The sequence below is a fragment of the Yersinia rohdei ATCC 43380 genome (assembly GCF_000173775.1).
GTDB classification, from domain to species: Bacteria; Pseudomonadota; Gammaproteobacteria; order Enterobacterales; family Enterobacteriaceae; genus Yersinia; species Yersinia rohdei.
This window is the reverse complement of the sequence record NZ_ACCD01000003.1, coordinates 70216-91067: the sequence shown is the minus strand read 5'-3', so window position 1 is coordinate 91067 and position 20852 is coordinate 70216. Positions and strand designations below refer to the sequence as shown.

Sequence of the window (20852 nt, the reverse complement as noted above, 5' to 3'; positions counted from 1 at the left end):
TTCAGCACAATTTGCCGGGGAAGAGTCGCCTCTTCCCCGGTCAAAAATAATTAACCTGCCGCTTTGACTGCATCAGCAATTCGGTTAGCCATCTCAGCAATTAGCGATTCTTCAGCATCACCTTCAACCATGACGCGGATTAATGGCTCAGTACCGGATTTACGCAACAGCACTCGACCACGGTCACCCAGTTCTTTTTCAACTTGGCGGGTAACAGCTTCAACTTCTTCTGATTTCAGTGGGTTATGCTCGCCAGAGAAACGCACATTCACCAGAATCTGTGGTAATAATTTCATGCCACTACAGAGATCATGCAGACTCATATGGTTACGTACCATAGCAGTAAGCACTTGCAAACCAGCTACGATCCCATCACCAGTAGTGGTTTTATCCAATAAAATCACATGCCCTGAGTTTTCAGCACCAATACGCCAGCCTTTTTCTTGCATGGCTTCCAGTACATAGCGATCGCCTACTTTGGCGCGAATAAAAGGAATACCCAGCTCTTTTAAAGCTAATTGCAGCCCCATATTGCTCATCAAGGTGCCGACAGCACCGCCTTTCAGCTGCCCCTGACGAAGCCCTTCGCGAGCGATAATATAAAGAATCTGGTCGCCATCAACCTTGTTACCCAAGTGATCGACCATCATCAGCCGATCGCCGTCACCGTCAAAGGCCAAACCAACATGGGCACCTTCTTCGAGTACGCGTTTTTGCAACATACGCACATCTGTAGCACCGCATTCTTCGTTAATGTTCATGCCATCAGGTTCGCAGCCAATGGTAATAACGTTTGCGCCCAGTTCACGTAATACACTTGGTGCGATGTGATAAGTTGCTCCGTTGGCGCAATCGACCACAATTTTCAGTTCATTCAGACTGAGTTCGCTTGGGAATGTCCCTTTGCAGAACTCAATATAACGCCCCGCGGCATCAACAATGCGGTTTGCTTTACCCAATTCGGCTGATTCAACACAAGTTAAGGGTTTTTCCATTTCGGCTTCAATGGCTTCTTCCACATCATCCGGCAGCTTAGTGCCATCAATTGAGAAGAATTTGATGCCATTGTCATAGAAAGGATTATGAGATGCCGAAATAACAATACCGGCTTCTGCACGGAAAGTGCGGGTCAGATAAGCAACCGCAGGTGTCGGCATAGGGCCGGTGAATGAGGCAGATAGCCCAGCCGCGGCAAGCCCAGCTTCTAATGCTGACTCCAGCATGTAGCCAGAAATGCGCGTATCCTTGCCAATAATAATTTTACGAGAACCATGTCGAGCCAGAACCTTACCGGCGGCCCAGCCAAGCTTTAATACAAAATCTGGCGTAATCGGACTGTCACCCACTTTGCCGCGAATGCCATCTGTACCAAAGTATTTACGGTTACTCATAATTTTTGTTTATCCCTTCGCTGAAAGTGTTGCCTCGACGACAAGCATCGCCTCGACAGTTTCTTTGACATCATGCACTCTGATAATTTGTGCGCCTTGCATTGCTGCAATAACAGCGCAAGCAACACTGCCGATAACCCGCTGTTGTGGCGGAACATTCAATAGCTGCCCCACCATCGATTTGCGCGACATTCCCACCAGCAGTGGCAACCCAAAGTGGTGAAGTTCAGCCAGACGTGCCAGTAGCTGATAATTATGCGCCAGATTTTTACCGAAACCGAAGCCCGGGTCGAGTAACAATTTACTTTTTGCGATACCGGCCGCAACACAACGCTCAATATGGTACTCAAAGAACTGATTTATATCAGCCATTAAGTCATCGTAATGGGGAGACTGCTGCATACTTTGTGGTTGCCCTTGCATATGCATCAAGCATACCGGCAACCCAGTTTTTGCTGCGGCTTCAAGCGCTCCGGGTTCTTGCAACGAACGAATATCATTAATTAAGTGAGCGCCAGCACGGGCAGACTCTGTAATGACCGCCGCTTTGGAGGTATCGACAGAGAGCCAAACATCAAAACGTTTCGCCAGTGCTTCAACCACCGGCACTACCCGGTCAAGCTCTTCTTGTTCACTGACTTCAGCAGCGCCTGGGCGAGTAGATTCACCACCAATATCAATCAGCGTAGCACCTGCTGCCAACATCAGTTGAGCATGTTGTAGTGCTTTATCTAGATTATTGTGATGTCCGCCATCCGAAAATGAATCCGGTGTGACATTCAGGATACCCATAACCTGTGGATGAGTGAGATCCAAATCGAGATCTCTGGCAGTTAAATGCATGCAATAGCGCCTTAAAGTGGCAATTCACTTTCAATCTAAGCAACAGAAAAAGAAAAACCCCGGGCAAGCCCGAGGTTTATATTAATCACAACGCTTTTAGATGCCAATAGTCAGCAGGCTTACTTATCGCCCAACTGCTCTGACATGGTGTTGCCTGGCGTTGGATTACGCGGTTCATCAACCGGCGTAGGTGCCTTTGGCGTATTATCGCTATCAGATGATTTATTTTTGTTCGCATCATCCCAACCCGCTGGCGGGCGAACTTCTTTGCGATTCATTAAGTCATCAATCTGCGGTGCATCAATAGTTTCATACTTCATCAGCGCATCTTTCATGGTGTGCAAGACATCCATGTTTTCTAACAGCAACTTACGTGCACGCTGATAGTTACGCTCGATAAGTAATTTAACTTCTTGATCGATAATACGCGCGGTTTCATCAGACATATGCTTGGCTTTCGCCACAGAACGGCCAAGGAATACCTCGCCCTCTTCTTCAGCATACAGTAACGGCCCTAACTTCTCGGAGAAGCCCCACTGTGTCACCATGTTACGCGCAATAGACGTCGCCACTTTGATATCATTTGAAGCGCCGGTAGAGACTTTTTCCGGGCCATAAATGATTTCTTCAGCAAGACGACCACCATACAAAGTAGAGATCTGGCTTTCCAGTTTCTGACGACTCGCACTGATGGCATCACCTTCCGGTAGGAAGAATGTCACACCCAATGCGCGACCACGTGGAATAATGGTCACTTTATGCACCGGGTCATGCTCAGGAACTAAGCGACCAATAATCGCATGCCCTGCTTCATGGTATGCCGTAGATTCTTTCTGTGCTTCTGTCATTACCATGGAGCGACGTTCCGCACCCATCATAATTTTGTCTTTCGCTTTTTCAAACTCAACCATTGATACGACACGTTTGTTACCGCGAGCGGCAAACAGTGCGGCTTCGTTGACTAAGTTAGCCAGGTCAGCACCAGAGAAACCTGGTGTACCACGAGCAATAACTGAAGCATCAATATCGGTATCTAATGGTACGCGGCGCATGTGGACTTTCAGAATCTGCTCACGACCACGGACATCCGGCAGACCCACTACAACCTGACGGTCAAAACGGCCTGGACGCAGTAACGCTGGGTCAAGAACGTCAGGACGGTTAGTCGCTGCGATCACGATGATGCCTTCATTACCTTCAAAGCCATCCATCTCAACCAGCATTTGGTTCAGTGTCTGCTCACGTTCGTCATGGCCACCACCCAAACCGGCTCCACGCTGACGGCCTACCGCATCAATCTCATCGATAAAGATGATACAAGGCGCGGCTTTCTTAGCCTGTTCAAACATGTCACGGACACGGGATGCACCCACACCAACGAACATTTCTACGAAGTCAGAACCAGAAATAGTGAAGAATGGCACTTTAGCTTCACCTGCAATGGCTTTCGCCAGCAAGGTTTTACCTGTCCCCGGAGGGCCGACCATCAACACGCCTTTCGGAATTTTACCGCCCAACTTCTGGAAACGGCTTGGCTCGCGTAGGTATTCAACCAGTTCACTTACTTCTTCTTTTGCTTCGTCACAACCGGCGACATCAGCAAAAGAGGTTTTTATCTGGTCTTCTGTCAGCATGCGAGCTTTGCTCTTGCCAAAGGACATTGCCCCTTTGCCGCCGCCGCCCTGCATTTGACGCATAAAGAAGATCCAGACCCCAATTAACAACAGCATTGGGAACCAGGAAATAAAGATAGAGGCCAGCAAGCTCGGTTCTTCCGGTGGCTCGCCAACAACTTTCACATTTTTAGTCAATAAAGTGTCTAACAGCTTTGGATCGCTGACCGGAATATAAGTCGTGTATTTGCTGTTATCTTTTTTACTAACGTTAATTTCACGTCCATTGATACGTGCTTCACGAACCTGTTCTTGGGTTACATCGGACATGAAAGTAGAGTAATCCACTCTACGACCATTCGATTCGCTGGGTCCAAAGCTCTGGAATACAGACATCAATACGACTGCAATAACTAACCAGAGAATTAGGTTTTTCGCCATGTCACTCAAGGGATTAACCTCATATTACAACTGTGTTAACAAACAGCGTTAGGGTACTACACTTTCCGCCCTGTCGCTACAATGTACACTTCACGCGATCGCGCACGAGAAGCGTCTGGCTTACGAATCTTAACTTTCGTAAACAGGGAGCGAATTTCCCGTAGGTATTCATCAAAGCCATCTCCCTGGAACACTTTCACCAAGAAACTACCTCCTGGTGCTAATACATCACGACACATATCTAACGCTAATTCAACCAGATACATTGATTTAGGTATATCGACTGCCGGAGTACCACTCATATTCGGGGCCATGTCAGACATGACCACCTGAACTTTTTTATCCCCAACACGCTCGAGTAAAGCTTTCAGAACCTGTTCATCAGTAAAATCACCCTGAAGGAAATCAACACCAACGATGGGATCCATTGGTAGAAGATCACAGGCGATAATTCGTCCTTTACCGCCTATCTGGGTTACAACATATTGGGACCAACCACCAGGTGCAGCGCCTAAATCGACCACTGTCATGCCCGGTTTAAAAAGTTTATCGCCCTGTTGTATTTCATCAAGTTTAAACCAGGCACGGGAGCGTAGCCCCTTTTTCTGTGCCTGAATGACGTATTTATCGCTAAAGTGTTCTTGTAACCAGCGACTGGAGCTAGCCGAACGCTTTTTTTTAGACATCTATTTTTCCAACTATCTTAATTAAGAGCCCGCGCATCTGTTACTTAGCTTGCGTAAACTCCCTATCGGTGCAGACCGATTTGGTGATACACATGAGATGGCGGTAGAATGAACCGTTTTCAATCCCAACTTAAGCAAAAAAGACGATGAATCTGAATAACAAACAAAAACAGCACCTGAAAAGCTTGGCCCATCCGTTAAAACCAGTAGTGATGCTGGGCAATAACGGGTTAACCGAAGGGGTGCTGGCTGAAATCGAACAAACGCTGGAACATCATGAACTTATTAAGGTGAAGATCACTGCTGAAGAGCGTGAAACCAAAGCCCTAATTGCTGATGCCATCGTGCGTGAGACCGGTGCCGTTAACGTCCAAATCATCGGTAATATTTTAGTGCTCTATCGCCCAGCGAAAGAACGCAAAATTATTTTACCGCGTTAATGACGCTTGTTTTATAGAAAAGGTGCCATGCACTTTGTTCTGATAAAAGGCCGCGAGCGGCCTTTTACTTTTCTTTACAACTTCATTTTTTATAAACAATGTGTATTTACTATTCAGATGAACAAGTATTACACATAATCTACTTTAAGAATTTCATATTCTACTTCGCCGCCTGGAGTACGAATAACAACCACGTCATCGACTTCTTTACCAATCAGGCCACGCGCAATAGGTGAGTTAACTGAAATAAGATTTTGTTTAAAATCTGCCTCGTCATCACCCACAATCCGGTATTGCTGCTCTTCTTCAGAATCCACATTTAATACACGCACAGTAGCACCAAAAATAACACGCCCATTATTTGGCATTTTACTGATATCAATTACTTGCGCATTGGATAACTTGGCTTCTATTTCTTGAATACGACCTTCACAGAACCCCTGTTGCTCACGAGCTGCATGGTATTCTGCATTTTCTTTTAAGTCGCCATGTTCACGGGCATCAGCGATATCAGAAATAATTTTAGGCCGACGAACGCCTTTTAAATAATCTAATTCTTCACGCAGTTTATCCGCGCCACCTACCGTCATCGGAATCTGTTTCATCTTTTAAATACCTCTAAATCTATCCTGTTCAAAAAACCGTCATCCTAACGTCTTCGAATGAAAATGCGATTAGCCTGATATCCCACTGGCCTCCTGGCGATAAATAAAAAACCACCCCCGGAGACAAAACCCCAAGTCAGGATCAATTTTGCATTTTGATATGCATTTTAACGTAGAGTTCCTTTAGGGTCATCGTTTACTTTCGCCCTCGTTGCACCGTAGTATGGCAGCACGTTATTCAGCAGTTATACCGAAATTATGCATTTTTCACGAATTGTCAGTGGATTGGCCTGCACTATTGCGATCAATATCAGCATATCTAACGCCAATGCGGCTCAGGTCGAAAATTACACGCAATATCTGCCTGATGGGGCAAATCTTGCGTTAGTTGTACAGAAAATCGGGGCAACCACCCCGGCGATAGACTATCACGCCCAGCAAATGGCGCTGCCTGCCAGTACGCAAAAAGTCCTGACGGCATTAGCTGCATTATTACAACTGGGGCCAGATTTTCGCTTCAATACTACATTGGAAAGCCAAGGTACGATCACCGATGGCGTATTACGCGGCAATTTAATTGCACGTTTTGATGGTGACCCCACTTTAACACGCCAACAACTGCGTAATATGGTAGCAACACTAAGAAAAGCTGGTGTGAAACAAGTTGCGGGCGATTTGATTATCGATACCTCGGTTTTTGCCAGTCATGACAAAGCCCCAGGATGGCCGTGGAACGACATGACGCAATGCTTTAGTGCGCCACCGGCCGCGGCTATAGTCGATCGTAACTGTTTTTCGGTCTCTCTTTATAGTGCCCCGAAACCCGGTGATATGGCATTTATCCGGGTTGCATCCTATTATCCAGTGCAAATGTTCAGTGAAGTTAGAACCTTAGCTAAAGGTTCGCCTGATGCCCAATATTGCGAATTAGACGTGGTGCCGGGCGAATTAAATCGGTTCACCCTCACCGGTTGCCTAACACAGCGTAGCGAACCTTTGCCACTGGCATTCGCCGTACAGAATGGTGCCAGCTATGCTGGGGCAATCCTCAAAGACGAGTTGAAAAAAGCCGATATCCAAATTGAGGGCAGTTTACGTCGCCAAACTACCCCCAACGCGGCAGGAAACGTATTAGCGCAAGCCCAATCAGCGCCACTACATGACTTGCTGAAAATTATGTTGAAGAAGTCTGACAACATGATTGCCGATACGGTGTTTCGCACTATCGGCCATCAGCGCTTCGGCGTACCGGGTACATGGCGCGCTGGGGCTGATGCTGTGCGTCAGGTTTTACGTCAGAAAGCCGGTATTGATCTGGGGAATAGTATTGTCGTGGATGGCTCAGGACTCTCACGCCATAACCTTATTTCACCCGCAACCATGATGCAGGCATTGCAATATATAGCTCAGAATGATCAAGAGCTTAACTTTATTTCAATGCTGCCATTATCAGGCTATGACGGCACATTACGTTATCGTGGTGGGCTACATGAAGCCGGGGTTGATGGTAAGGTTTCAGCTAAAACCGGGGCATTACAAGGTGTATACAATCTGGCCGGATTTATTACCACAGCCAGTGGGCAGCGTATGGCCTTTGTGCAATTCTTGTCGGGTTATGCTGTGCCGCCTGAAGACCATAAAAATCGTCGAGCGCCATTAGTGCGTTTCGAAAGCCGGCTATACAAAGATATTTATCAAAATAACTGAGACTGTTATTAGAAAGAATAAAAACCATGAAACTACTGATTGTTGAAGATGATGAACTACTGCAACGAGGGATAGCAATGGCGCTAACCAACGGAGGCTATGCCTGTGATTGTGCGGGTAGTGCCGCCCAAGCACAAAGTTTGTTGCTGACCAGCCAGTACACCATGATTATTCTCGATCTCGGTTTGCCAGACCAAGATGGCACCGCCTTATTACGTCAATGGCGACGCCAACATGTCACGCTACCGGTACTTATCCTGACAGCCCGTGATGCACTTGAAGATAGGGTCGATGGATTAGATGCCGGTGCTGACGACTACCTGATAAAACCTTTTGCGTTAGCTGAGTTATTGGCCCGTGTCCGAGCATTAATTCGCCGCTATCAAGGGCAAAGTGACAATCTCGTGCAACAAGATGACCTGAGCCTTAATTTATCTACACAACAGGTCTGTTTGCAGGACCAGCCGCTGGAAGTGACGCCTAAAGAATTTGCCATTCTCTCCCGGCTAATTATGCGAGCAGGCCAAACGGTCAATCGTGAAATATTGCAACAGGATCTTTATACCTGGAATGATGATCTCGGTTCTAACACACTGGAAGTGCATATCCACAACCTTCGGCGTAAGTTAGGTAAAGATCGAATCCGGACAATACGTGGTATCGGCTACCGGCTGGAAACACTCTAATGATCAGTATGCGGCGTCGCCTGATTTTAATGCTAGCGCTGATATTGCTGGTCACCCAGTTGATCAGTGCATTTTGGCTATGGCATGAAAGCCAAGAACAAATCAGTTTTTTGGTTGATGAAACTCTCAGCGCCAAAGTGCGTAATGAGCGAGTTAATACCGAAATAGCAGAGGCCATAGCCTCACTGCTTGCCCCGTCACTCATCATGATGGCCATCACCCTATTACTCTCTTTCTGGGCGATTAGCTGGATTATCCGGCCACTGGATCAATTACAGCAGAAACTGGCTGAGCGCTCGGCAGATAATCTCACCCCGGTGGTTGTTAACAGCGACATGCAAGAAATAGTCTCTGTCACCTCGACCCTCAATCAGCTGTTATCTCGGCTCGCCAATACTATTCAGCAGGAGCGCTTGTTCACTGCCGATGCGGCGCATGAGTTGCGCACGCCTCTTGCCGGTATCAGGCTGCATCTTGAATTGATGGAACAGCAGGGTATTGCGGAAAGTAAGCCTCTTATCAGCCGCATTGATTTATTGATACATACCATTGAGCAGTTATTGATGTTGTCCAGAGCAGGGCATAATTTTGCCAGTGGTCTCTATCAAACTCTGGACTGGATTGAAAATGTGGTGCTGCCACTGCAAGAAGAGTTGGAGGAAATGTGCGCTCTGCGCCAACAAACCTTGCAATGGGAACTCCCTCCTCATGCCCAAACACAGGGCGATGCTACCCTGCTGCGTTTGATGCTGCGTAATCTGGTTGAAAATGCCCATCGCTATAGCCCGGTTGGCAGCCAAATTTCTGTTAATCTTTTCGCGCAAGAGCAAGGGACAGTATTACAAATCATTGATGAAGGGCCGGGAATAAAACCAGAACAGGCGGGTGAATTGACGCAGGCGTTCCGCCGTATGGATCAGCGCTATGGAGGCAGTGGCTTAGGATTAAATATTGTTATTCGCATAGTCCAGCTACACCAAGGCAGACTCACACTAGAAAACCGCCCTGACCGCTCCGGGTTAATCGCGCAATGCTGGATACCGACCGCCACTCATCTCTAAATCCTGGCCGTTCCAATATCAGATATTGATAATTCAAACAAAAGGGCCACCACGAATGGCAGCCCTTGTTCAAAACTTACTTTAGCGATGAATAACCGCGCTAAGACTTAACGTTCGTAGATAAACTCGATACCGTCATCGTCTTCTTCATCCCAATCGTCGTCATCATCTTCTTCAGCTTCTGCTTCCACTTCAGCCAGTTGTTCACGGTGATAATCATCCCACATGAATTCAACTTTTTCTGGTGCGCTTTCGACAATAGCCATCGCTTTGGGTTGCGTATTAAGGAAGTTCATTACATCCCAGCATAATGCATTCACGTTTTCACGATTTGCAGCCGAGATCATATAATACTTACCTTCCCATCCCAGAGCGTCCACAATGGCCTTAGCACGTGCTTCAGCTTCTTCTGGGTCTACCAGGTCAATCTTATTGAAAACAAGCCAGCGTGGCTTCTCAGCAAGATTCTCGCTGTACTGCTGCAACTCATTAATAATGATTTTGGCATTTTCGACCGGATCAGATTCATCAATCGGTGCCAAATCCACTAAATGCAACAATACGCGGCAACGTTCCAGATGTTTCAGGAAGCGAATACCCAAGCCAGCGCCGTCTGAAGCACCTTCAATCAAACCAGGAATATCAGCGACCACAAAGCTCTGCTCGTGATCCATACGTACCACACCCAAGCTTGGGATCAGGGTCGTAAATGGATAATCAGCCACTTTCGGTTTAGCCGCAGAAACAGCACGGATAAAGGTGGATTTACCGGCATTCGGTAAGCCCAACATCCCAACGTCTGCCAGCAACAGCAGCTCTAACGCCAGCTCGCGAGTCTCGCCTTCTGTGCCCATCGTCTTTTGGCGAGGAGCGCGGTTAACCGAGGATTTAAAACGGGTGTTACCTAAACCGTGGAAACCGCCTTTAGCGACCATCAAGCGCTGACCATGACGAGTCATATCGCCTAAAATCTCGCCAGTACCTTGATCAAGAATTCGTGTGCCGACCGGGACTTTAATGGTGATATCTTTACCGCGCTTACCGGTACAGTCACGGCTCTGACCATTCTGCCCACGTTCTGCGCGGAAAGATTTCACAAACCGATAGTCGATTAGCGTGTTGAGGTTCTCATCAGCCAGCAGGTAAATATCACCGCCATCGCCGCCATCACCACCGTCAGGGCCACCATTAGGAATATATTTTTCGCGACGGAAACTCACACAACCATTCCCACCGTCACCGGCTACAACCAGAATCGTAGCTTCATCTACAAACTTCATTTACTTTCTCCGTAAATCATTCACCAGGCTGCTGTTTTTTCACAGCAACCAAGTTTATTTCTGTCCGACGTGGCCACCAACGGTGCCCAATTGCGGAAAACATTGCACCTGCCACCACCACGAATGCGCCTACGTATCCCACAAAGTTGAGAGATGGTGCGGCGAACATATCTGGCCAGGCCAGCGCCAATAAAATTGAAAAAAACAAGGTAAACAGCGGCGTCAATGTGACGAGCGCGCTTACCTGCGCTGCCTGCCAGCGCGCCATGGCTTCAGCCAAAGCACCGTAGCCAACCAGGGTGTTAACCCCACAAAACAGTAAACAGGCAAATTGCCACCCATTTAGCTGAAAAATAACGGCTGGTTTCGCTAGTGGGAATAATGTTATTGCACATAAAGTGTACAACAATAATAAGATTTGTTGCGATGCCATACGCCTTAATAGCACCTTCTGGGCGACACCATAACTGACCCAGACAACTGCTGCACAGACACCTAATGCCACGCCAAGCGTGTAGTCAGTCAGACGAGTAAAGATTTCATGCAAACTGGTGTTAAAAAATAACAGCAGGCCACAAATCAGCATACCCGCCCCAATAACTTGGGTGATGCGCATCCGCTCTTTTAAAATCAGTACACTGGCAACCATCATCCCAACCGGTGAAAGTTGCCCGATAACCTGAGATGTCGTCGGACTTAGATATTGTAATGATGAGCTGAAGAAGATGAAATTCCCCAGCAAGCCACAGGTCGCTACTATCAGTAATATCAGCCAGCGACGTTGGCGAAAAAGTTTAAGAGAAGGCAACTGGCGCCGCGAGGCCAGAATAATCCCCAAGCCGATAGTCGCCATCATAAAGCGATACCAGACAATGGTATAAGGCTCCATAACCTCAAGCACTTGCTTCATTGCTATCGGCAAAGCACCCCAGAATACGGCAGTGGTCAGTGCCAAAAAAATACCTAAGCCAGCCTGCTGCTTCGTATCCATTTTTTACTCAGGGTTATAACCCAGAAATGTAAAAAGCCCCGCAACGAAATTGCAGGGCTTACATCTATTTACAGGACGCGAAAAACTTATTCAGCTTCGATGCTGATAAATTTACGGTTTTTCGGGCCTTTAACTTCGAACTTGACTTTACCGTCAGCCAAAGCAAACAGAGTATGGTCTTTGCCGCAACCTACGTTGATGCCTGCATGGAACTTAGTGCCACGCTGACGAACGATGATGCTGCCTGCCAGTACTGCTTCGCCGCCAAAACGTTTTACGCCAAGACGTTTACTTTCGGAGTCACGACCGTTACGGGTCGAGCCACCAGCCTTTTTATGTGCCATTTGTCCGCTCTCCTAAATCTTAAGCGCTGATGCCGGTGATTTTAACATCAGTGAACCACTGACGATGACCTTGCTGTTTACGGTAATGCTTACGACGACGGAATTTAACAATCTTAATCTTCTCGCCGCGACCGTGAGCTATTACTTCAGCCTTGATCTTGCCACCATCGACTAAAGGAGCGCCGATACTAATTTCTTCACCGTTAGCAATCATCAGAACTTGGTCAAACTCAACAGTCTCACCAGTTGCGATGTCCAGCTTTTCCAGGCGAATGGTTTGACCTTCGCTGACTCGGTGTTGTTTACCACCACTTTGGAAAACCGCGTACATATAAAACTCCGCTTTCCGTGCACTCCACTTTTGTAGTCCAGAGCGCACTATAAATATTCACAATAGGGCGCGAATTCTACGCAAAAATGTAGTGAATGACAAGTATATAATCAGTACGAGAGAAGAAAAAAAGCACAGTTTCTTTCATCTCGTTTATTTGATGGATTTTTCAAGTACAATCATAGTCTCAGGGAACGTCATGTAATAATGTGGGCGGTAATCTCATCGCAGTTAAAGAGAAAAACAGCTGAATATAACAATGAACCTAGAAAAGATTATAGAGTTAACCGCGCCGGATATGGCGGCAGTAAACACAACAATTCTCGACCAGTTGAACTCTGATGTTGTCCTTATCAATCAATTGGGCCATTACATTATCAGTGGCGGCGGCAAACGCATCCGTCCAATGATTGCTATTTTAGTGGCCCGAGCGCTGAACTATCAAGGCAACAAACATATAACAGTCGCAGCATTGATTGAATTTATCCATACAGCGACTCTGCTGCATGATGACGTTGTCGACGAATCAGATATGCGCCGGGGTAAAGCCACTGCCAATGCTGCATTTGGCAATGCTGCCAGCGTATTGGTGGGCGACTATATCTATACGCGCTCATTCCAAATGATGACAAGTCTTGAATCATTGCGTGTTCTAACATTGATGTCAGATGCAACCAACGTGATTGCTGAAGGGGAAGTTTTGCAGTTAATGAACTGCAATAATCCTGACATTACTGAAGAAAACTATATGCAGGTTATCTATAGCAAAACAGCTCGCTTGTTTGAGGCCGCGTCACAGTCCGCTGCCGTACTGGCAAATGCCAGTGAAGAACAGGAAGTTGCATTGCAGAATTATGGTCGTTATCTGGGCACCGCTTTCCAGCTAATTGATGACCTGCTGGATTACAGTTCCGATGGCGTCACCTTAGGTAAAAATACCGGTGATGACCTGAACGAAGGTAAGCCAACGCTTCCATTACTGCATGCAATGCGTAACGGGACACCTGAGCAGGCGGCCATGATCCGGCAAGCTATTGAACAGGGCAATGGTCGCCATTTACTCGAACCTGTACTCTTTGCAATGCAACAGTGTAAATCTCTGGATTACACCCGCCAACGTGCTGAGGCAGAAGCCGATAAAGCGATTGCTTCCTTACAGATTTTACCTGAAAGCAATTATCGCCAGGCTCTGGAAGGACTTGCACATATTGCTGTACAACGCGTATTTTAAGAAACCATTAGGAAACTCCGGCATAATTGCCTGAGTTTTCCTTCTGGGAGCAACAAACAGTCTCACTCACTCACAACCACTTCATATAGAAAGACTTTTCTCTTTACACGCCCTGCTCACATAAATCCCCAGGAATGCGTGACTAGCCAACAGTTACTCGGCTTTATCCGTGGTCAGTCGCTCTATCAGGCTTTTCGCGCCCTCACGAAAAATAAAAGCAATCACTTGCTCCCGCTCAGCCTCGGTAAAACGATAATACGCCTCTACCCATAGGGCTAACGGGTCTTGTCGTGTCGGCGTATATTTTGCGGGCTCCTCTCTTAAATGCAATGAATTCAGTATGGTAGCAGGCAAGCTCTCAATATGATATTCAACTGCCTTTCCCTGAACACCACGCCGCCGACGCTGTTCCCATCCCTCACGTTTTGCCATGAGGTTGACTCCTTGTGGTGATGACGGTAACCCATCAAGACCTGCCAACTCCTTAGCGGCAAACCACTCTTTTTTCATGGTGTTGCTTCCTAATATGCGTTGTGACACAAAAAAGGAATATTTAGAAAACATTTAAAATTTTTCAGAAAAATAAATGCTACTATAGTTCTAAATGATTACTTTATATTCACCGTAAGACTAACAGTGTACCGTTATTTATATCACTAACACGTCAGCTGCTTAGAAAAAAAAGGATTAAAGATGATTTTAAGGAAATCTGATTGGCATCCAGCCGACATCATTGCTGCACTACGTAAGAAAGACACCACACTGGCGGCGCTCTCTCGAAAATCGGGGCTAAGCTCGTCCACACTTGCTAATGCGTTAACGCGCCCTTGGCCCAAAGGGGAGTGGTTGATTGCGGAGTGTCTGGACATTCATCCTGCCGAAATTTGGCCGACACGCTATTTTGATGCAAAAACAGGAGCTCTTCTTGACCGAAAAGTAAGGATACGGCAGGCCATTGTTTCGGCATAAAAAAACCGCCGATGAATAACGTCGGCGGTTAATGATGTCATTTCAGAAAGCACTTTAGCATTCTGTAATGGCTGTCTATCTGTTGGATACCTAAAGATGTTGAGTTACAGGTAGGCAGTAGCCAAGTGAGCCCAATACGTTGAGAATAATCAATGAGTTAGGCAAGCGATGGCGGCCAATAACTTGGTTTACAGGTATAAACCAAGTAGTCATAGCGCTACAACACCTGAATCACTACCTTAAGACAGTGATTCAGGTTACTGCAACATCAATCAACCAGGGTATATGAGTTATTTGACGAACTCTTCACCCAACTCAATATCTTTGTGCAGTACATCAAGCATGCTTTCCAGCGCTTTTTGTTCAAAAGCACTCAATTTGCCAATGTCTTTACGCTCAGCAACACCCTCTTTACCCAACAGAATAGGTTGAGCAAAGAAACGGGCATATTTGCCATCACCTTCAACATAAGAGCACTCAACAACATTGCTTTCGCCTTGCAGAGCACGAACCAAAGAAAGGCCAAAGCGCGCTGCTGCCTGCCCCATAGACAGAGTTGCTGAGCCGCCACCGGCTTTCGCTTCAACAACTTCAGTCCCGGCATTCTGAATACGCTTAGTCAGATCAGCAACTTCTTGCTCGGTAAAGCTGATACCTGGAATCTGTGAAAGCAATGGCAGGATGGTTACGCCAGAGTGGCCACCAATTACCGGTACTTCGATATCCTGTGGCTGCTTGCCTTTTAATTCAGCAACGAAGGTATTAGAGCGAATGGTATCCAGTGTAGTAATACCAAATAATTTGTTTTTATCGTACACACCGGCTTTTTTCAGCACTTCTGCCGCGATAGCAACAGTCGTATTAACTGGGTTAGTGATGATACCGATTAATGCTTTCGGGCAAGTACGCGCGATTTGCTCAACTAAATTACGAACAATACCCGCATTAACATTAAACAGGTCTGAACGATCCATACCTGGCTTACGTGCAACACCGGCAGAAATCAGAACAATATCTGCTCCTTGCAGGGCTGGAGTAGCATCTTCGCCGCTAAAGCCTTTAATATTAACAGCAGTCGGGATATGGCTCAGGTCAACCGCGACACCTGGAGTCACTGGCGCGATATCATATAATGAGAGGTCTGAACCTGAAGGAAGCTGGGTCTTGAGTAGAAGAGCGAGGGCCTGGCCGATACCACCAGCAGCACCGAGAACTGCAACTTTCATCCTATACTCCTTATTATATTTAATTTAAATTTGCCGTGAATTCATCTATTTACGCACCTTAATTTATTGCGATTTTAAACACAATCTATTAACAGTCAGATTGAGATATCACGCATCAAAAAGGCGCATAATGCGCATCTATTTTAGAGTAAATCGCTTATTCATTAATGATATAGCGCACATTATTCTAAAATTTCCTGGCGTATTCACGACAGGTTAATCGGCGGTTACATTACACCCTTCCATCACATCAGAACAACATCATTTTAATAACATTTTCGTTACTTACAGCCGGGTGCCAATAAAGGTTGATTTAGCATAATCGTAACAGTCTGGTAATGTTAAAATTCTATCGATCCTTGATATCAGTGCTTTCATCGCCAATCCCTCACAGTCATGTTGAATAAAAATTCATTTATATGCATAATAATCTTATTCACTCTTTACTGCTCAGGTCATAAATATGCGTAATCCCGCAAAACAAGAAGATCTTATCAAGGCGTTTAAAGCGTTATTGAAAGAAGAGAAATTCAGTTCTCAAGGTGAGATCGTTTTGGCCTTGCAGGAAGAAGGCTTTGAAAATATTAACCAATCCAAAGTTTCGCGTATGTTGACCAAGTTTGGTGCAGTCAGAACGCGCAATGCAAAAATGGAGATGGTGTATTGCTTACCTGCAGAACTGGGTGTGCCAACGACCAGTAGCCCGCTGAAAAATCTGGTATTAGATGTCGATTATAATGATTCAGTCGTCGTAATTAATACCAGCCCAGGAGCGGCCCAGCTTATTGCTCGACTGCTGGACTCATTAGGTAAAGCAGAAGGTATTCTTGGAAGCATTGCCGGTGATGATACGATTTTCACTACCCCGGCGAGAGGTTTTACGGTTAAACAGCTGCACGAGGCAATTCTCGGGCTATTTGAACAAGAGCTTTAATCCCAGGTTTTAATGTCTGATACCTATAAGATGCGGTCATATCAGTGCCGCATTCTTTTTTGAATCCCCCGCAAATATCCTTTCGCCCTGCCCCACAATAAATAGGGCATACCACTGCTTTTTATTTTAAAAACCTCCTGATAACACTGCTTTTATTTAGCCATTGGTCAAAGACACCATGGTATTTCGCACTTTTAGTTAAAAAAACTTATCAATTTGAAAACATTACATTTTCACTCAAACTGACTATTTTTTAATCTTTTTTTATTCCTTTTGGTTCTTAAAAAGTAGTAACCCCCGATAAAGTGACATTAAATATTATTAGTCAGCTATTAATATTTTAAGTTACTAGATGTATACTCATTTCCGTGATGTGAGTCACACTTCTTTCGAAGTGATAAAATAATAAATAGAGGGAGTAACATGAACGTTAAAACTACTATCGCGACTATGAGCATCCTATCTGCACTGTCATTTGGTGTTTTTGCAGCTGATTCCATTAACGAAAATCAAGCAGCCAGCTTACAGCCAATGGGCACAATTACCGTCAGTGGCCTGAATGGCGCACCTTCTGATATTCGTCAGGCACTGTCTGATAAAGCTGATGCTATGGGTGCTAAAGCTTACAAAGTGATTGAAGCTCGTGCAGACAATAACTGGCACGCCACCGCTAAAATTTATCAGTAAGTTCTGAGTGGCCGCAGTCCATTATAACTGCATAAAAAATCGAATTTAAAATCAAATAAACTGTAAAAACAACAAAATAAAAGCGCAAGAATCCATAAGAAGCGCTTTTGGCTTGTTGAATATTATTGAGGAAAAATCATGAAAATCAAAACGACTCTGACAGCGCTTAGTTTACTTTCTGTTGTTGCTTTCGGTGCATCAGCAGCCGAATCAGTTGATGCAGCTCAAGCAAGCAAAATGACTGATTTGGGGACTGTTAGTGTTAGCCGGATCACGGGCTCTCCTTCAGATATTGAACAGGCAATTGCCAATAAAGCAGAAAGTAAAGGCGCAACCGCTTATAAAATCATTGGTATAAATGATAATAACGGCTGGTACGCTACTGCGCAGATTTACAAATAAGATAAAGCGATAACCTGAAAGCCGATGCCCCACTCACAGGGGCATGCTTTCCAGCTCGATGGTTTATCCAATCGGTTGAAATATTAGTTCGTTAAAACACTAATTAGTTAAAACATTAATTTTCAGCATATTGAATAGAGTATTGATTGAATTGCTGACTTACGTCAGTACCACAACAAAATAATCCCTCGTCGTCTATCCGACGAACCTTTTCCCCCGCTCTGCGGGGGCTTTTTTTATGCCACTCAGTCCTGAGATTCCGCTTCTTTTTCAGCTTTTTTACTTAGAGCAGCTAAAAGCTTGTCATGAATACCACCAAAACCGCCGTTACTCATCACCAGAATGTGGTCGCTTGGTTGAGCCGTTTTCACAACCATATCTACTAGCGTATCAATATCAGCACTCCAATGTGCTGGCTGAATACAGGCTTCAGCTACTTCGACGACTTGCCAAGGAATATGCTGCGGCTGGAATAAAAAGACTTCGTCTGCGCGACCCAGTGAAGGTGCCAATTCATTCTTACACATCCCTAACTTCATCGTGTTAGAGCGGGGTTCCAGCACCGCTAAAATTCGGGCAGTTCCACCAACTTTACTGCGCAGCGCGGCCAATGTGGCCAGAATCGCGGTGGGATGATGAGCAAAATCATCATAAACCGTGACACCATGGGCTTCGCCACGTAATTCCAACCGGCGACGGGCATTGATAAAATCACCCAGCACCCGGCAAGCATCAGCGGGTAAAACACCGACATGGCGGGCAGCCGCAATGGCCATTAAGCCATTATGCATGTTATGTTCGCCCACCAGTGACCAACTCACCTCGCCGACTAATTCATTATCGAGCAGCACTTCAAAGACACTGGCATCGGTTGACACTTTGCGCGCCAGCCAGCTGCCCGTTTCACCCACCAACTCCTGCTCACTCCAGCACCCCATCGCCATCACTTGCTTAAGATGATTGTCATTATCCGGAACAATGATTTTGCCTTTCCCTGGGACAATGCGCACGAGATGGTGGAATTGCTTCTGGATAGCCTTAAGATCGTCAAAGATATCTGCATGATCAAACTCAAGATTATTCATGATCAATGTTCTTGGGCTGTAGTGAACAAATTTAGAGCGCTTATCAAAGAAGGCGCAATCATATTCATCAGCTTCAATCACAAAGAAAGGGCTATTACCTAAACGGGCAGAAACATTAAAGTTCCCCGGCACGCCACCAATCACAAAACCGGGTTCATAACCGCAAGCTTCTAATATCCAGGCAACCATTCCAGCAGTGGTTGTTTTACCGTGGGTGCCGGCAACCGCCAGTACCCAGCGCTCTGGCAACACATGGTCATGCAACCATTGCGGGCCGGAAACGTAAGGGATTCCTTGTTCTAATACGGCTTCAACGCATGGATTACCACGGGTCATGGCGTTACCAATAATGACCAAGTCCGGTGCCGGATTGAGTTGCGCGGGATCATATCCCTGGATCAAGTCGATCCCTTGATTCTCCAACAACGTGCTCATCGGTGGATACACATTAGCATCCGAACCTGTCACTTCATGACCTAATGAGCGGGCAAGCATCGCAAGGCCGCCCATAAAGGTGCCGCAGATACCTAATATATGAATGCGCATAAATTTTCCGTATTAATAAGCTTCGAGTTTGTAACCATTCTACCGCTCAGAATCAAAGAGAAGAAATGGAATTGCCTATGAATCATTCTCGGCTTTGGGCTACACTGCGAGCATAAAGTATTTTGTGTCCTATTAACTCGATATTTAACCGTAGATTCAGGGATTGTGTCATGAAAACGTTAGGCGAATTCATCGTCGAGAAACAACTAGATTTCTCTCACGCTACCGGCGAATTAACTGCATTACTTTCAGCAATCAAGCTCGGCGCAAAAATCATTCATCGCGATATCAATAAAGCCGGCCTGGTTGATATTTTAGGTGCTAGCGGTGTTTCTAATATTCAGGGCGAAGACCAGATGAAACTGGACTTGTTCGCCAATGAAAAATTGAAAGCGGCCCTAAAAGCACGCGGTGAAGTTGCGGGTATCGCCTCTGAAGAAGAAGATGACATTGTTATCTTTGATGGTGGGCGTGCAGAAAATGCTAAGTATGTAGTTTTGATGGATCCGCTGGACGGTTCTTCAAATATTGACGTGAATGTGTCCGTTGGGACTATTTTCTCTATCTATCGTCGTATTACTCCATTTGGCACCCCAATTACCGAAGCTGACTTCCTGCAACCGGGCACCAAACAAGTTGCAGCAGGTTATGTAGTTTACGGCTCGTCAACCATGCTGGTGTATACCACAGGTTTTGGTGTCCATGCTTTCACCTACGATCCCTCCCTGGGTGTTTTCTGTTTATCCCATGAAAAGGTTCGCTATCCCGCAACCGGTTGCATGTATTCCATCAACGAAGGGAACTACATTAAATTCCCACTGGGTGTGAAGAAATACATCAAGTATTGCCAAGAGCAAGATGAAGCCACCAAGCGCCCCTATACCTCGCGCTATATTGGTTCACTGGTTGCCGATTTCCACCGCAACCTGTTGAAAGGCGGTATTTATATTTATCCAAGTACTGCTAGCCATCCACAAGGGAAACTGCGTTTGCTGTACGAATGCAACCCAATGGCCTTCCTGGCAGAACAAGCAGGTGGGAAAGCAACGGATGGGGTTAACCGCATTCTGGAGATTGTGCCGGAGAAACTGCATCAGCGCGCACCTTTCTTCGTCGGGACAAAATCTATGGTTGAGAAAGCAGAAGACTTTATTGCCCAATTCCCGGATGACGCCGCTAAGTAACTACCAATAAAGAGTAAAGTGTCCGCGCCTGGAATGGCGCGGAACGAGCTGGCAATACCTATTTACAGCGCCTTTACTCTCTGCCTGTTTTCTCCGCTATACCCACTTTTCTCTAGTAGCAGATACTTTTCTCTCACCATAAATGCTTTGTCAGCAAACAGAACCGGCT

At 46.0% G+C, this 20852-nt stretch carries 22 protein-coding genes; 10 read left to right on the top strand and 12 right to left on the bottom strand.

Annotated features, from left to right (window positions below):
• Positions 1-50: 50 nt before the first annotated feature.
• The 4 genes from glmM to rlmE form a co-directional block, all read right to left on the bottom strand.
• Positions 51-1391: a phosphoglucosamine mutase gene (gene glmM / locus YROHD0001_RS13455; protein WP_004713706.1), complete on the bottom strand. Its 1341-nt coding sequence runs from the start codon at positions 1389-1391 to the stop codon at positions 51-53.
• 9 nt (positions 1392-1400) lie between these two features.
• Entirely contained in the window at positions 1401-2234 is an 834-nt protein-coding gene (gene folP, locus YROHD0001_RS13460; protein ID WP_004713704.1) for a dihydropteroate synthase, read from the bottom strand.
• Between the two features lie 119 nt (positions 2235-2353).
• A complete protein-coding gene (gene ftsH, locus YROHD0001_RS13465) occupies positions 2354-4288 on the bottom strand; it encodes an ATP-dependent zinc metalloprotease FtsH (protein ID WP_032816245.1) in 1935 nt (644 codons plus the stop codon).
• 56 nt (positions 4289-4344) lie between these two features.
• Positions 4345-4974 (bottom strand): 23S rRNA (uridine(2552)-2'-O)-methyltransferase RlmE, encoded by a 630-nt coding sequence (gene rlmE, locus YROHD0001_RS13470; protein WP_004713702.1) that lies wholly within the window; start codon positions 4972-4974, stop codon positions 4345-4347.
• Positions 4975-5120: 146 nt separating this feature from the next.
• Between rlmE and yhbY the strand changes: the two genes are divergently transcribed.
• A complete protein-coding gene (gene yhbY / locus YROHD0001_RS13475) occupies positions 5121-5414 on the top strand; it encodes a ribosome assembly RNA-binding protein YhbY (RefSeq protein WP_004389225.1) in 294 nt (97 codons plus the stop codon).
• A 128-nt stretch (positions 5415-5542) separates the two neighbouring features.
• Here yhbY and greA read toward each other — a convergent pair whose 3' ends face one another.
• Complete coding sequence (gene greA / locus YROHD0001_RS13480; protein WP_004713701.1) at positions 5543-6019, bottom strand: transcription elongation factor GreA; 477 nt, start codon at positions 6017-6019, stop codon at positions 5543-5545.
• A gap of 258 nt (positions 6020-6277) precedes the next feature.
• Between greA and dacB the strand changes: the two genes are divergently transcribed.
• The 3 genes from dacB to pmrB are packed head-to-tail and all read left to right on the top strand — an operon-like array spanning position 6278 to position 9473.
• Complete coding sequence (gene dacB, locus YROHD0001_RS13485; RefSeq protein WP_004713700.1) at positions 6278-7726, top strand: serine-type D-Ala-D-Ala carboxypeptidase; 1449 nt, start codon at positions 6278-6280, stop codon at positions 7724-7726.
• 26 nt (positions 7727-7752) lie between these two features.
• On the top strand, positions 7753-8412 hold the full coding sequence (gene pmrA, locus YROHD0001_RS0117415; protein WP_032816243.1) for a two-component system response regulator PmrA: 660 nt from the start codon (positions 7753-7755) through the stop codon (positions 8410-8412).
• Positions 8412-9473, top strand: a complete 1062-nt coding sequence (gene pmrB / locus YROHD0001_RS13490; protein ID WP_004713698.1) for a two-component system sensor histidine kinase PmrB — start codon at positions 8412-8414, stop codon at positions 9471-9473. The genes pmrA and pmrB overlap by 1 nt, the downstream gene beginning before the upstream one ends.
• Before the next feature lie 107 nt (positions 9474-9580).
• Here pmrB and cgtA read toward each other — a convergent pair whose 3' ends face one another.
• The 4 genes from cgtA to rplU form a co-directional block, all read right to left on the bottom strand.
• Positions 9581-10753: an Obg family GTPase CgtA gene (gene cgtA / locus YROHD0001_RS13495; protein WP_032816241.1), complete on the bottom strand. Its 1173-nt coding sequence runs from the start codon at positions 10751-10753 to the stop codon at positions 9581-9583.
• A gap of 16 nt (positions 10754-10769) precedes the next feature.
• Complete coding sequence (locus YROHD0001_RS13500; RefSeq protein WP_004713696.1) at positions 10770-11744, bottom strand: DMT family transporter; 975 nt, start codon at positions 11742-11744, stop codon at positions 10770-10772.
• Positions 11745-11830: 86 nt separating this feature from the next.
• On the bottom strand, positions 11831-12088 hold the full coding sequence (rpmA, locus tag YROHD0001_RS13505) for a 50S ribosomal protein L27 (protein ID WP_002210179.1): 258 nt from the start codon (positions 12086-12088) through the stop codon (positions 11831-11833).
• Between the two features lie 19 nt (positions 12089-12107).
• The gene (gene rplU, locus YROHD0001_RS13510) at positions 12108-12419 is read right to left on the bottom strand and encodes a 50S ribosomal protein L21 (RefSeq protein WP_004713695.1); all 312 of its coding nucleotides are present in this window, start codon (positions 12417-12419) and stop codon (positions 12108-12110) included.
• Positions 12420-12678: 259 nt separating this feature from the next.
• On the opposite strand from rplU, the gene ispB reads away from it, so the two are divergent.
• A complete protein-coding gene (gene ispB / locus YROHD0001_RS13515) occupies positions 12679-13650 on the top strand; it encodes an octaprenyl diphosphate synthase (protein ID WP_004713694.1) in 972 nt (323 codons plus the stop codon).
• Positions 13651-13803: 153 nt separating this feature from the next.
• Here ispB and YROHD0001_RS13520 read toward each other — a convergent pair whose 3' ends face one another.
• Positions 13804-14160: a DNA-binding protein gene (locus tag YROHD0001_RS13520; protein ID WP_004713693.1), complete on the bottom strand. Its 357-nt coding sequence runs from the start codon at positions 14158-14160 to the stop codon at positions 13804-13806.
• Between the two features lie 183 nt (positions 14161-14343).
• Between YROHD0001_RS13520 and YROHD0001_RS13525 the strand changes: the two genes are divergently transcribed.
• Positions 14344-14619 carry a helix-turn-helix domain-containing protein gene (locus YROHD0001_RS13525; protein WP_004713692.1) on the top strand — a complete coding sequence of 92 codons (276 nt, stop codon included), beginning with the start codon at positions 14344-14346 and terminating at the stop codon, positions 14617-14619.
• Positions 14620-14909: 290 nt separating this feature from the next.
• On the opposite strand, the gene mdh is transcribed toward YROHD0001_RS13525, so the two are convergent.
• On the bottom strand, positions 14910-15845 hold the full coding sequence (mdh, locus tag YROHD0001_RS13530; RefSeq protein WP_004713691.1) for a malate dehydrogenase: 936 nt from the start codon (positions 15843-15845) through the stop codon (positions 14910-14912).
• Between the two features lie 463 nt (positions 15846-16308).
• Between mdh and argR the strand changes: the two genes are divergently transcribed.
• From argR to YROHD0001_RS13545, 3 genes are all read left to right on the top strand, one after another.
• On the top strand, positions 16309-16779 hold the full coding sequence (gene argR / locus YROHD0001_RS13535; RefSeq protein WP_004707043.1) for a transcriptional regulator ArgR: 471 nt from the start codon (positions 16309-16311) through the stop codon (positions 16777-16779).
• A gap of 423 nt (positions 16780-17202) precedes the next feature.
• Positions 17203-17466, top strand: coding sequence for a peroxide/acid stress response protein YhcN (gene yhcN / locus YROHD0001_RS13540; RefSeq protein WP_032816237.1), 264 nt, complete (start codon positions 17203-17205; stop codon positions 17464-17466).
• A 138-nt stretch (positions 17467-17604) separates the two neighbouring features.
• On the top strand, positions 17605-17868 hold the full coding sequence (locus tag YROHD0001_RS13545) for a YdgH/BhsA/McbA-like domain containing protein (RefSeq protein WP_004713689.1): 264 nt from the start codon (positions 17605-17607) through the stop codon (positions 17866-17868).
• 245 nt (positions 17869-18113) lie between these two features.
• Here YROHD0001_RS13545 and mpl read toward each other — a convergent pair whose 3' ends face one another.
• Complete coding sequence (gene mpl / locus YROHD0001_RS13550; RefSeq protein WP_004713688.1) at positions 18114-19499, bottom strand: UDP-N-acetylmuramate:L-alanyl-gamma-D-glutamyl-meso-diaminopimelate ligase; 1386 nt, start codon at positions 19497-19499, stop codon at positions 18114-18116.
• Positions 19500-19669: 170 nt separating this feature from the next.
• On the opposite strand from mpl, the gene fbp reads away from it, so the two are divergent.
• Positions 19670-20683, top strand: coding sequence for a class 1 fructose-bisphosphatase (gene fbp / locus YROHD0001_RS13555; protein ID WP_004713687.1), 1014 nt, complete (start codon positions 19670-19672; stop codon positions 20681-20683).
• Positions 20684-20852: the final 169 nt, after the last annotated feature.